The following is an 11,267-nucleotide window of genomic DNA, read 5'->3' as shown; positions in this document are numbered from 1 at the left end:
AACTCGGCGGTCAGGGTTTGATGCATCGTCCCGGAGCGATAAGGATAACGTTGACCGGCGGGAAGGCCGGAGCAGACGATTATTCCCGCATCGCCAAATAAAAAGTTAATGCCCCATAGTGGTTGGCACCAACAGAATCAAAGAAATCTACTAAAATTAACAAAGAATTAGCCTTGCGCGTTAAGTTGTCATGAAAATTTCCATTGGGGGAAACCCTGATCCTCACTCCGTGGTGCCGAATTGTGTCAGCAACAGTGGAGTGTGCTCTTCGTCGACGAAACGCGCTCTGATCGCCACCATCAGGTCGAGTTTGTCGAGAAAGACCGTCACCAGATCGGGATCAAAGTGACGGCCTGCCTGCTCACGCATGTGGGTCACGACGGCCTCCAGCGGCCAGGGGTCTTTATAGGGGCGTGGGGACAGCAGCGCGTCGAAGACGTCGGCGATGGCGACGATGCGGCCGGACAGCGGGATGTCGGTGCCGCGCAGGCCGGCGGGATAGCCGGTGCCGTCCCATTTCTCGTGATGCGTCCCGGCGATCTCGGCGGCGAGGTCGAGCAGGGGCAGCCCGCTGCCGGCCAGCAGCCGCTGCCCGATGGTCGCGTGCTGGCGCATGATCATCCATTGCTGTGCGTCGAGCCGGCCGGCCTTCAGCAGCACATGGTCGGGGATGCCGATCTTGCCGATGTCGTGAAGGGGGGCCGCCTCCAGCAGCTGCGTGGCGAAGGCGGAAGGGCTGCCGGCAGCCAGGGCCAGCTGATGGGCGATCTGCGCCATCCGCGCCACATGCTGGCCGGTCTCGTTGTCGCGGAATTCGCCAGCGCTGCACAGGCGGCGGATGATCTCGCGCTGCGTCGCCTCCAGTTGCAGGCGGGCGGCCTCAAGCTCCAGATTCGCGACGCGGAGTGCTGCGGCCTCGCGGGCGGATGCGGCGGAGATGCGGCGGTCGGCGGCGGTCGAGACCAGTGCCAGCAGCAGCAGGCCGAAGGCCGCAACCGCCACCATCGCGGCCAGCGGACCGCTGGACACCCCACCGTCGCCCAGGCCGTTCCCCAGACCGTTGCTCAGACCGCCATCGGCGGTCATCAGCATCGGATCGACCTGCACCACCAGTGCTGCCATGCCGGTGTAATGCATGCCGCAGACGGCGACTGCCATCACCAGGGCGGCCAGCGCGCGTTCGCGCAGTCGGTGGATGCGGCTGGCCAGCCACAGCCCCGCCGTTGCGGCCGCCGCGGCGATGGCGACCGACAGGCCCCACAGGGTGGGCTCGTAGGCGATGCGGGCCGGCAGCACCATGGCCGCCATGCCGAGATAATGCATGGCCGCGACCCCGAGCCCGACGATGATGCCGGCCGCGGCGATGGCCGCGGGGGAGCGCCGGTTCCGGATGACGTGGAAGCCGAGGGCGACGAAGGCGACAGAGGTGACCAGCGACAGCAGCGTCTTCACCGGATCGTAGGCGATCGGCGTGTCGATGGTCAGCGCCAGCATGCCGATGAAATGCATCGCCCAGATGCCGCCGCCCAGGGCCGCCGCGGCACAAGCCTGCCACATCGTGCGTGCGGCGCCGCCGGTGCGGTGCATCCGCTCCGCCATGTCCAGTGCGGCGTAGGAGGCGAATGCGGCGACGGCATAAGACAGCGCCACCAGCCAATGGTCGTGGGAGAACGGCAGGCCGGACGCCGACGTGAAGCATAGTCCGGCCAGTTCGATCGACATCCACGACTCTCCTGAAAGCACCTGATGGCCGCCGGTCTTCCTGATTGTCCGTGCCGCCGGCTTGACTTCAAGACGGGGAAACCCCGAGTCCTGTCGTGGGGCATTCATCTCCCGCACAGACGCGTGCCGGGCAACGTTCGGCAGTTAGCTAAAAAGCTATCTTTATTTTGCCGGTGTCAAGGGCATAGAAGTCGATAGGACGCAAGGCCGAGTCATCGTGTCCCTGTTACTCCGCCAAGCTCCCGCTTATTCAAAACGGAAGCTTGGCGGTCGGCGGAGAATATGACCGTCGGGATGCGCTCAGGCGTCGGCCAAATGCATCGGCTGACGGGCGCGGGCTTCGCGTTCGTGCTCCGGGCGGCTCGGTGCTTCGACCCAGGCGATCCGTAGGATATTGGTCGATCCCGGCATGCCGAACGGCACGCCGGCGGTGATGACCAGCCGCTGTCCTTCTTCGGCCAGTCCATGCACATAGGCCAGCCGTGCCGCCTTGTGCACCATGTCGGAGAAGTTCTGCACATCCTCCGTCAACACGGCATGGACGCCGTAGGCCAGCACAAGCCGGCGGGCGATGGCTGCCTGTTCGGTCAGGCACAGGATCGGCACCTCCGGCCGTTCGCGTGCCGCCCGCAGCGTGGTGGAGCCGCTGGTGGTGTAGGTGGCGATGGCCGCCGCCTTTACCGTATGGGCGACCTGCCGGGCGGCCGCGGTGATGGCGTCCGATTCCGTCTGTTCCGGATCGGCATGCTGCGCGTCCATCAATCCGCGATAGAGCGGATCGCCTTCCACCCGGCGGGCGATGCGGTCCATGATCGACACCGCCTCGACCGGATAGTCGCCGGATGCGGTCTCCGCCGACAGCATCACGGCATCGGCGCCGTCGAACACCGCGGTGGCGACGTCCGACGCCTCGGCCCGCGTCGGGGCGGGGGCGGAGATCATCGATTCCAGCATCTGGGTGGCGACGATCACCGGCTTGCCGGCCAAACGGGCGGCGCGGATGATGCGCTTCTGGATCGAGGGCACGTCCTCCGGCGGCATCTCCACGCCGAGGTCGCCGCGCGCCACCATGACGCCGTCCGACAGCTCGACGATGCGGTCGAGATGCTGGATCGCCTGCGGCTTTTCCAGCTTCGACAGCAGGGCGGCGCGGCCGGCGATCAGCTTGCGCGCCTCGGCCACGTCCTCCGGCCGCTGGACGAAGCTCAGCGCCACCCAGTCCACCCCCTGGTCGAGGGCGAAATCCAGGTCGGCGCGATCCTTGGCGGTCAGCGGCGACAGCGGCAGCACCACGCCGGGAACATTGACCCCCTTGCGGTCGGACAGCTTCGTTCCCGACACCACCACCGTCTCGGCGAAGTCGGCGCCGCAGGCGGTCACCCGCAGCCGGACCTTGCCGTCGTCCAGCAGCAGTTCGGCATCCGGCACCAGGGCGGCGAAGATCTCCGGATGGGGCATGCCGACGCGGCGGGCGTCACCGGGCTCCGCCAGCAGGTCGAGGCAGAAGGACTGGCCGGGCGTCAGCGTCACCGGTCCGTCGGCGAAGCGGCCGAGCCGCAGCTTCGGCCCCTGGAGATCGGCCATGATGGCGATGGGACGGCCGGATTCCTCCTCCAGCGCGCGGATGGCGCGGACGCGCTCGCCATGGTCCTGGTGGCTGCCGTGGCTGAAATTCAGGCGGAAGACATCGACACCGGCTTCAAAAAGCCGGCGGATCATCTCGGGCGTGGAGGAGGACGGACCCAGCGTGGCGACGATCTTCGTCTGCCGGTAGCGGCGGATCGGTTTGGCACTGTTCATGACGATAGGGACTCCGAAAAGAATGGGGGCGTGCGGCGGTACGCCGCCTCAGGCGACCCCGAACCGGTAGACGATGGACCCGGCATACCATTGGCCGGGACGCAGCACCGTCGAGGGGAAGGAGGGAATGTTGACGGCGTTGGGGAATTTCGACGGTTCGGCGCAGAAGGCGCTGTGCTTGGTGTAGAGCGTGCCGCCCTTGCCGACGTCCCGCGGGGTTTTTCCCTCCAGGGCATTGCCGGTGTAGAGTTGCAGGCCCGGTTCGGTCGACAGCACCTCCAGCGTCCGGCCACTGGCGGGATGCACGAAGCGGGCGTGGAGGGCCGGCGCCCCGCCGCTCGCCGGCTTGTCGATCACGTAATGCAGGTCGTACCCCTTGCCGAGCGCCAGCATGGGGTCATCGGCCTCGATGCGGGCGCCCAGCGCCGCCGGGGTGCGGAAATCATGCGGCGTGCCGGTGACATCCACCATCTCGCCGGTCGGCACCGCCGTCTCGCCGAGCGCCAGATAACGGCCGGCATGGATGGTGGCGACATGGTCGAGGATCGATGATCCCGGATCGCCCGACAGGTTGAAGAAGGTGTGGTCGGTGAAGTTGGCGATGGTGGTCCTGTCGGCCGCCACCGCAGCCCAGGCGATGGTCAGGGTATTGTCGTCGCCGACCGTATAGACCAGCCGCAGCGGCAGGGTACCGGAAAAGCCCTCCTCGCCATCCTGGAAGACATAGGTCAACTCCAGGTTGCTCTCATCGAGCTGCCGGGCGTCGAAGACGCGGAAGCGCGAGCCGCGCTGGCCACCATGCAGGGTGTTGGGCGGGCTGTTGACCGCGGCCTGATGGGCGACGCCGTCCAGCGTGAAGCGCCCGTCGGGGATGCGCCCGCAATAGCGCCCGATGAAGGACCCCATGGACGCCTGACCGCCCATCACGCCCTCGATCCCGTCATAGCCCTGCACCACGTCGCCCAGCGCGCCGTAGCGGTCGGGGACCAGGATCTGCTCGATCTTGGCGCCGTAATTGGTGATGCGCACCACCATGCCGCGCCCATTGCGCAGAGTGAACAAATCCACCGGCTTGCCGTCGATGGTGGCGGAGAAATTCTCTCGCTTGAGGTCGGTCGCCATGGTCAGGCATCCCTGTGGAAGAGGTTAGAAAAAACCGAGAAGCAGCAGCCCCAGGACCATCGCCACGCGCAGGAGCAGCGCCGTCTCCAATGGGTCCGCGGTCATGGCTCGGCCTCACCGGGTGGATCGTAAGATTATTATACTAATATATCAGAGCGAAAGGCAAACCACATCCGTTCCCGAAGCTGCCGCCGGACAGTTTGCCGCAGGAGGGACGGCATACAGAGCGTGAAGGATGGGTGGCGGGTGAAGCTGGGCGGGTGACGCCAATGCCCCTCGACGGCCATTTCCGAGACGGTGGAAATGGTATCGGAGGGGCATTGGCCCGGTTCCAGCCTGTGTGATTTCTTGATTGCTCCTGGTTGGGTGCGTTCACTTGGTCTTGGCCGGCGTCCAGGCGCCCCATTCCTCAGGCGTCAGCTTGCCGTCCTTGTTCTTGTCGAACTGGTCGAAACGGGCGCCGCGGCGCGACTTTGCGATGTCGGTCATCGAACCGGGACCGCCACGCGGTGCATCGACGAACTCATTCCTGCTGATGACGCCGTCCTTGTCGGTATCGAGCTGGTCGAACATCTGCTGGTGCATTGCACCGGTGCCGCCACCCATACCCTGACCCATGCCCTGACCCATGCCCTGACCCATGCCCTGACCCATACCCTGTCCCATGCCGGAACCCGTCCCGGTTTGGGCAAGAGCGGAGCCTGCAATCAGCAGCCCCGCGCACAGCGCGGTCATGAGGAAGCGTTTCATCGGAACCTCCCGTCGGAAATCAGCACCCCCGCCATAATATTAGGCCACTCTTATGGAGTGGTGCCCGCGCCAGCTTGTCGCAGAGGCTGCGTGGGCGCGGCCTGAAACCTGGAATACGTCTGATAAGCATGACAATGCCTTGTAGTAAAACGATTCGGTGGCGCGCCAGCGTGGGGCCGGTGCATGGCCGCAATGCTTGCGGCGCAAGACCTTGCCTGCCTGTGACAGCATGCCCTACCGCCCAGCAATTGCCGGCAGCATGGCGCAGGCATTAGAATACGCTCATGCATTATGGCGGATGACGGCCATGACCACTGCATCGCCGGCGAATCCCCGACGCCCGAACGCGGGCCTGTGGTTCGCGGCCACCCTGGCAGCCCTGGTAGCCTGGGCGGCGCTTTATAGCCAGCTTGTTGCCCTGTCCGGCTGGGTGGCTTCACTTCTGCCGCTGGCTCCCGACAGTGCCGCCGTCGAATCCATTCGCTTTTTCATTTACGACGTGCCGAAGGTGTTGATGCTGTTGACGCTCGTGGTTTTCGCCATGGGTGTTGTCCGAAGCTTCTTCTCGCCGGAGCGGACGCGGGCGCTGCTCGCTGGCAGGCGGGAGGGGATCGGCAACATCGCCGCCGCCGTCCTGGGGATCGTGACGCCCTTCTGTTCCTGCTCCGCCGTGCCGCTGTTCATCGGTTTCGTGTCGGCCGGCGTGCCGCTGGGCGTGACCTTCTCTTTCCTGATTGCGGCGCCGATGGTCAACGAGGTGGCACTCAGCTTGTTGTTCGTACTGGTCGGTTGGCGGGTGGCGCTGGCCTATCTTAGCTTTGGGCTGGCGGTCGCCATCGTCTCCGGCTGGGTGATTGGCCGCCTGCATCTGGAAGGCTGGCTGGAGCCCTGGGTGCTGGCCGTGCGCGGAGGCGGGGCTGTTCCGCTGGAAGAGACGCCCTCCCTCATCGACCGCGTCCGCGCCGGAGTGGAAGCCGTGCGGGACATCGTCGGTCGGGTTTGGATTTGGATCGTCGCCGGGGTCGCCGTCGGGGCCCTGATCCACGGCTATGCCCCGGCTGACCTGCTGGCAGCCATCATGGGCCGGAATGCCTGGTGGTCGGTCCCGGCGGCCGTCCTTCTGGGAATCCCGATGTATTCAAATGCCGCCGGCATAATTCCGGTGGTGGAGGCGCTGATCGGCAAGGGAGCGGCAATCGGCACGGTGCTGGCCTTCATGATGTCGGTCATCGCCCTGTCGCTGCCGGAGATGATTATTCTGCGCAAGGTGCTGACCGTTCGCCTTATCGCTCTGTTCACCGGGGTCGTGGCGCTCGGCATTCTTGCCGTGGGCTTTCTGTTCAATGCCTTGTTCGCTTGACCGCTGGAGGACGCGATGAAGGACGTGAAAGTGCTCGGCCCCGGCTGCAAGCGGTGCCAGACGACTGCGGATTTGGTCCGGGCCGAGGCCGACCGCCTCGGCGTGCCAGTCCATATTGACAAGATCACCGACTATGCGGCCATCGCCGGCTATGGCGTGCTGTCGACGCCGGGTCTGCTGGTGGATGGCAAGCTCGTCCATGCCGGCGGCCTGCCGAAGGCCGAGGACATCGCGCGCTGGCTGACGGCATGATGGCGGCCGATATGATGGGGGCCGGCGCATCGTGCTCAGGCTGTCCATGGTCGTCGTCACATCCCCAACGCAGGCAATCGCAGCACCGACCGCAACCCGCCCAGCGGTGAGGCGTCCAGCCTGACATCGCCCCCATAGAGCCGTGCCACATCCCGCACCACCGCAAGGCCGAGCCCGGTTCCCGGCGTGCTTTCGTCCAGGCGGACGCCCGGCTCCAGCGCCGCCTCGCGGCAGTCGTCGGGCAGGCCGGGACCATCGTCGTCGAGCGTGATGCTCAGCATGCCGCCACCTTCCGCGCGGCAGGTAACGTCGACCCGGCCGCGCGCCCATTTGCAGGCGTTGTCCAGCAGGTTGCCCAGCATCTCGTCCAGATCCTCCCGCTCGCCGGCGAACAGCAGGCCGGCCGGGGTATCGACGGTGATGTCCAGCCCCGCCTGCGCATGCAGCTTGCGCATCACCCGCGCCAGCGCCGCGACACAGTCCGGCACCGGCGTGCTGATGCCCGGCACGCTGCGGGCGGCGGCGGCGCGGGCGCGGGCCATGTGGTGGTCGACATGCCGGCGCATCAGCTCCACCTGCCGGACCATCGCCGCGCCCACCGTGCGCGCGTTGCGTTCGTCCAGCATGCCGGCCTCGTTCGCCAGCACCGCGAGGTTGGTCTTCAGCGCATGGGCCAGATTGCCGGCCTGCAGGCGGCCGCGGCCGACGACCTCTTCGGCATGGGCAAGCAGGGCGTTCAAATCCTCCACCAGCGGCCGGATCTCGGTCGGCATCACCACGTCGAAGCGCTTTTTCCGGCCGGCCCGCACCTCGGTCAGTTCGCCGCGCAGGCGGGAGAGCGGGATCAGCCCGATCTGCACCTGGATCAGCGCCGCGACGATCAGGGCGGCGGCCAGCACGGCCAGCGACAGGGCGAGCGTGGTATTGAAGGCGCGGGTGACGCCGGCAAGCTCGGCCCGGTCGGCGGCTACGGCGATGCGCACCGGCTCCGCCCGCTCCGGCAGCAGGACGAAGCGCTCAAGCGCGATCAGCGACTGGTTGGCCGGTCCGGTGGCGTCATGCCGGTGCAGCCCGCCATTCTCCACCCGGTCGTTGGGCAGCACCAGGACGCTGTCCCACAGCGAGCGCGAGCGCAGCGGCGTGGCCGCACTCTCCCCCACCTGCCAATAGAGGCCTGACAGCGGCCGGCGGAAGCGCGGATCGCTCAAGGGCTGGCGCAGCGCCGGCTTGCCGTCGGCGTCGATCTCCAGCACCGCCGCCAGCTGTTCCAGATGGTTGGTCAGCTCCGCCTCGAAGCGCTGGCGGACATGGGTCTGGAACAGGTCGGCGATGATCCATCCCGCCAGCATCAGCGCCAGCGCCACCCACACCGCGGCACCGGCCAGCAGGCGGAAGCGCAGCGATTCCGTCCATCTCATGACCGGCTCCCCGACATGGCCTCAGGGCTCGTCCGCGCGATAGCCCAGCCCGCGCACCGTCTTGATGACCTCCACCCCCAGCTTGCGGCGCAGACGGCCGACAAAGACCTCGATGGTGTTGGAATCGCGGTCGAAATCCTGGGCATAGACATGCTCGGTCAGTTCGGTGCGGGACACCACCTGCCCCTTGCGGTGCATCAGGTAGGACAGCACCCTGTATTCAAAGGCGGTCAGCTCCACCGGTTCGCCACCCACCGTGACCCGCCCGGTCCGGGTGTCGAGCACCACCTCGCCGCAGGCGATCTCGGCGCTGGCATGGCCCTTGGCGCGGCGGATCAGCGCGCGGACGCGGGCCAGCAACTCCTCCATGCTGAAGGGCTTGGCCAGATAATCGTCGGCGCCGGCATCGATGCCCTGCACCTTCTCGTTCCAGGCATCGCGCGCCGTCAGGATCAGCACCGGCACGGCCATGCCCGCCCGCCGCCAGGACCGCAGCACGGTCAGCCCGTCAACCTTCGGCAGCCCGAGATCAAGGATCACCGCGTCATAGGGCTCGGTCTCGCCGAGGAAACGGCCTTCCTCGCCGTCGGCGGCGGCATCCACCGCATAGCCTTCGCCCTCCAGCCGCTGTTTCAGTTGCCGGGCCAGATCCGGCGTGTCTTCGACGACCAGCACGCGCATGGCGTCACCTCCCTTCGCCACGACTACCGCCCGGGTTCCCGCCATGGAAACGATGGCGGTCCTTGATCCGCAGCAACTCCCCGGTGGCGGCGTCGTAATCCAGCTTCAGGATCCGGCCGTCGGGAGCGATCAGTTTCAACTCATAGCGGAAGCCGTCCTCCTCATCCTCCAGATCGACGTCGAGCACATCGCCGCCGAACCGCTGCTTCGCGTTTTGGATGATCCGTTCCAGCGGCTGGATGCGCCCTTCGCGCAGTGCGGCGCGGGCGCGCTCATGGTCGTCGCCGGCACGCGCACCCGATCCTGCCGCGACGAGCAGGGCAATAAGGAGCAATGCGGGACCGGTTCTCATGATCGACCTCTTTGCCTTGGACAGCATCGCGCGACGGGAGCGCGCAATCGAACCAGCATATCGTCGCATCCCTGAACCGCCGCTGAATGCGTCTTTCCTGCCATCGGACATCCCTGCTGTCGGTCATCGCAGTCTGAACGGCGGATGAACGGCCCGTTCAGGCTCGGCTCAGGGCGGGTGGGGCAGAGTGTGGTCCATCGGGCGCTTCGGCGCTCCCTCCACACCACAGGTGATGCCGTGTTGAAAGCCGTTACCCTTCCCACTCTCGTTGCCGCCACCCTGCTCGCCGCCACGCTCGCGACCGGCAGCGCCCTGGCCGGCGACCACCATCGCGCCGCGGCCCTCCAGCCGACCAGCCCGCAGTCCATCGCCGAGGTGATGAAGGCTGGCGGCGGCACTGTGAGCGGCACCGTGGAGAAGGTGGCGGCGAATTGGTTCGTTCTGACCGACGGCCGTGACCGCATCGACGTCGCCAGCCGTGGGTTCCTTCCCGACGGCATCCAGTCCGGCGACCAGATCACTGTGGTCGGCGGGGTCCGCCAGGGGGCGATCCAGGCTGGCCAGATCATCCGCCAGGACGGCGCCGCCTTCGGCCGCGACGCCATGCGGATGCAGGAAGGCCGCCACGGTCGTGAGAACGGCCACGAGAAGGGCCGTCACGGCGACCGCGACGACGACTGAGCGGAGCCCCGCCATGCTGAAGAGGATGATCCTCCATACCCTGCTCGCCGCCCTGGTCGTCGGCGCTCTCGCCGCCGCCTATCAGGCCAGGGCGGACGGCACCGCGGGCATCGTCGCGCTGCTGACCACCGGCAACGACGACTGACCTCATCGGAAAACGGAGACCACCATGTCCGCCCGCAAGCCAAGTGCCGCCGAGATGACCGCGCTGCTGGCCTTCCACGCCACGGTCTCGGGCGCCTTCATCGTCGCCTATCTGACCGGCGACGAGGACACCTACGGCATGCATGTCTTCTCCGGCTATGCCGCCCTCGCCGCCATCCTTCTGCGCGTGGGGGCCGGCCTGCTGGCTCCGGCGGGAAGCCCGTTGCGACTGCCGCGCCCCTCCGCCGGAGCGGTGGCGGGATGGCTCCGGCGGCTGTTCGCCGGTGACGCCAAGGCCCGGGCGGAACGCAGCCCGCTGACCGCCTGGATGGCCGCTGTCCTTCTGAGCGGTGTCGGGCTGGCGGCGGCGACCGGTGCCGTCGCCGATTTTCTCGTCACGGTCGAGCATCTGCACAAGGAGATCGGCGAGGCCTCCCTCCCGCTGATCCTGGCGCACATCGCCCTGGTGTTCGCGCTGCATGGCCTGAAGCGGTTGCCGCCCGGCCTTGCGTTGCGCCTGACGGCGTGGCGCTCAACCCCGACCAACCGGGTGATCCCATGAAAACGGTCCTTCTTCTCGCCGCCGCGGTGGCGTTCGGCACCGGCGTCGCGCTGGCGGAGTCCGGCGATCAGGAACGTGCGCGCATCCTCGATGGCTATGCCGCCCAGGCGAAATCGCCCGACTTCACCGGCTTCTCGGTGGACCGCGGACGTGCGCTCTATCTCGGGCCGCATGCTGGAGGCAAGGTGGCCGACACGCCCGCCTGTGCCAGCTGCCACACCCGCGATCCGGCCGGGACCGGCCGCCATTACAAGACTGGCCGCGACATCCTGCCGATGGCGGTGTCCGCCAACCCCAAGCGCTTCACCGATCCCGCCGAGGTCGAAAAGCGGTTCGAGCGCGACTGCGTCAACGTGCTCGGCCGCGCCTGCACTGCGCGGGAGAAGGGCGATTTCATCACCTTCCTGTCGAACCAATAGCGAG

At 67.1% G+C, this 11,267-nt stretch carries 13 protein-coding genes; 6 read left to right on the top strand and 7 right to left on the bottom strand.

The genetic code is table 11. The features are described 5' to 3' along the window. Nucleotides 1-222 precede the first annotated feature (222 nt). The 4 genes from E6C72_RS13545 to E6C72_RS13530 all read right to left on the bottom strand — a co-directional run bounded on the left by E6C72_RS13545 (nt 223) and on the right by E6C72_RS13530 (nt 5,394). Nucleotides 223-1,722, bottom strand: a complete 1,500-nt coding sequence (locus E6C72_RS13545) for an MHYT domain-containing protein (protein ID WP_158280192.1) — start codon at nt 1,720-1,722, stop codon at nt 223-225. Nucleotides 1,723-2,022: 300 nt separating this feature from the next. Continuing rightward, on the bottom strand, nt 2,023-3,522 hold the full coding sequence (gene pyk, locus E6C72_RS13540; RefSeq protein ID WP_109086797.1) for a pyruvate kinase: 1,500 nt from the start codon (nt 3,520-3,522) through the stop codon (nt 2,023-2,025). Nucleotides 3,523-3,570: 48 nt separating this feature from the next. Continuing rightward, nucleotides 3,571-4,644, bottom strand: coding sequence for an aldose epimerase family protein (locus E6C72_RS13535; RefSeq protein WP_247875820.1), 1,074 nt, complete (start codon nt 4,642-4,644; stop codon nt 3,571-3,573). Nucleotides 4,645-5,016: 372 nt separating this feature from the next. Beyond that, nucleotides 5,017-5,394 (bottom strand): EF-hand domain-containing protein, encoded by a 378-nt coding sequence (locus E6C72_RS13530; protein ID WP_109086799.1) that lies wholly within the window; start codon nt 5,392-5,394, stop codon nt 5,017-5,019. Between the two features lie 307 nt (nt 5,395-5,701). On the opposite strand from E6C72_RS13530, the gene E6C72_RS13525 reads away from it, so the two are divergent. Next, entirely contained in the window at nt 5,702-6,754 is a 1,053-nt protein-coding gene (locus tag E6C72_RS13525) for a permease (protein WP_109086800.1), read from the top strand. Nucleotides 6,755-6,769: 15 nt separating this feature from the next. After that, a complete protein-coding gene (locus E6C72_RS13520) occupies nt 6,770-7,006 on the top strand; it encodes a thioredoxin family protein (protein ID WP_109086801.1) in 237 nt (78 codons plus the stop codon). A gap of 56 nt (nt 7,007-7,062) precedes the next feature. On the opposite strand, the gene E6C72_RS13515 is transcribed toward E6C72_RS13520, so the two are convergent. From E6C72_RS13515 to E6C72_RS13505, 3 genes are read right to left on the bottom strand one after another with little or no spacing between them, the layout of a single operon-like run. After that, nucleotides 7,063-8,424: a sensor histidine kinase gene (locus tag E6C72_RS13515; protein ID WP_109086802.1), complete on the bottom strand. Its 1,362-nt coding sequence runs from the start codon at nt 8,422-8,424 to the stop codon at nt 7,063-7,065. Nucleotides 8,425-8,445: 21 nt separating this feature from the next. Next, on the bottom strand, nt 8,446-9,105 hold the full coding sequence (locus E6C72_RS13510; RefSeq protein ID WP_109086803.1) for a response regulator transcription factor: 660 nt from the start codon (nt 9,103-9,105) through the stop codon (nt 8,446-8,448). Between the two features lie 4 nt (nt 9,106-9,109). After that, nucleotides 9,110-9,457, bottom strand: coding sequence for a PepSY domain-containing protein (locus tag E6C72_RS13505; RefSeq protein WP_247875821.1), 348 nt, complete (start codon nt 9,455-9,457; stop codon nt 9,110-9,112). Nucleotides 9,458-9,697: 240 nt separating this feature from the next. Between E6C72_RS13505 and E6C72_RS13500 the strand changes: the two genes are divergently transcribed. The 4 genes from E6C72_RS13500 to E6C72_RS13490 are packed head-to-tail and all read left to right on the top strand — an operon-like array spanning nt 9,698 to nt 11,263. Continuing rightward, complete coding sequence (locus tag E6C72_RS13500; RefSeq protein WP_109086804.1) at nt 9,698-10,138, top strand: cytochrome c maturation protein CcmE; 441 nt, start codon at nt 9,698-9,700, stop codon at nt 10,136-10,138. A gap of 13 nt (nt 10,139-10,151) precedes the next feature. Then, nucleotides 10,152-10,283, top strand: a complete 132-nt coding sequence (locus E6C72_RS32555; protein WP_256379126.1) for a hypothetical protein — start codon at nt 10,152-10,154, stop codon at nt 10,281-10,283. A gap of 24 nt (nt 10,284-10,307) precedes the next feature. After that, nucleotides 10,308-10,844: a hypothetical protein gene (locus E6C72_RS13495; RefSeq protein ID WP_109086805.1), complete on the top strand. Its 537-nt coding sequence runs from the start codon at nt 10,308-10,310 to the stop codon at nt 10,842-10,844. After that, nucleotides 10,841-11,263, top strand: coding sequence for a DUF1924 domain-containing protein (locus tag E6C72_RS13490; RefSeq protein ID WP_109086806.1), 423 nt, complete (start codon nt 10,841-10,843; stop codon nt 11,261-11,263). Before E6C72_RS13495 ends, E6C72_RS13490 begins: the two co-directional genes overlap by 4 nt. Nucleotides 11,264-11,267: the final 4 nt, after the last annotated feature.

Source organism: Azospirillum sp. TSH100, assembly GCF_004923295.1.
Lineage (GTDB): Bacteria > Pseudomonadota > Alphaproteobacteria > Azospirillales > Azospirillaceae > Azospirillum.
The sequence above is the reverse complement of the archived record's forward strand: the minus strand, read 5'-3'. Positions and strand labels throughout refer to the sequence as shown.

What these genes read in the sequence shown, in the direction of transcription:
- E6C72_RS13490 (WP_109086806.1), top strand. Translation starts at nt 10,841, where the DNA reads ATGAAAACGGTCCTTCTTCTCGCCGCCGCGGTGGCGTTCGGCACCGGC.
- E6C72_RS13520 (WP_109086801.1), top strand. Translation starts at nt 6,770, where the DNA reads ATGAAGGACGTGAAAGTGCTCGGCCCCGGCTGCAAGCGGTGCCAGACG.
- E6C72_RS13530 (WP_109086799.1), bottom strand. Translation starts at nt 5,394, where the DNA reads ATGAAACGCTTCCTCATGACCGCGCTGTGCGCGGGGCTGCTGATTGCA.
- E6C72_RS13535 (WP_247875820.1), bottom strand. Translation starts at nt 4,644, where the DNA reads ATGGCGACCGACCTCAAGCGAGAGAATTTCTCCGCCACCATCGACGGC.
- E6C72_RS13495 (WP_109086805.1), top strand. Translation starts at nt 10,308, where the DNA reads ATGTCCGCCCGCAAGCCAAGTGCCGCCGAGATGACCGCGCTGCTGGCC.
- E6C72_RS13510 (WP_109086803.1), bottom strand. Translation starts at nt 9,105, where the DNA reads ATGCGCGTGCTGGTCGTCGAAGACACGCCGGATCTGGCCCGGCAACTG.
- pyk (WP_109086797.1), bottom strand. Translation starts at nt 3,522, where the DNA reads ATGAACAGTGCCAAACCGATCCGCCGCTACCGGCAGACGAAGATCGTC.
- E6C72_RS13505 (WP_247875821.1), bottom strand. Translation starts at nt 9,457, where the DNA reads ATGAGAACCGGTCCCGCATTGCTCCTTATTGCCCTGCTCGTCGCGGCA.
- E6C72_RS13525 (WP_109086800.1), top strand. Translation starts at nt 5,702, where the DNA reads ATGACCACTGCATCGCCGGCGAATCCCCGACGCCCGAACGCGGGCCTG.
- E6C72_RS13515 (WP_109086802.1), bottom strand. Translation starts at nt 8,424, where the DNA reads ATGAGATGGACGGAATCGCTGCGCTTCCGCCTGCTGGCCGGTGCCGCG.
- E6C72_RS13545 (WP_158280192.1), bottom strand. Translation starts at nt 1,722, where the DNA reads ATGTCGATCGAACTGGCCGGACTATGCTTCACGTCGGCGTCCGGCCTG.
- E6C72_RS32555 (WP_256379126.1), top strand. Translation starts at nt 10,152, where the DNA reads ATGCTGAAGAGGATGATCCTCCATACCCTGCTCGCCGCCCTGGTCGTC.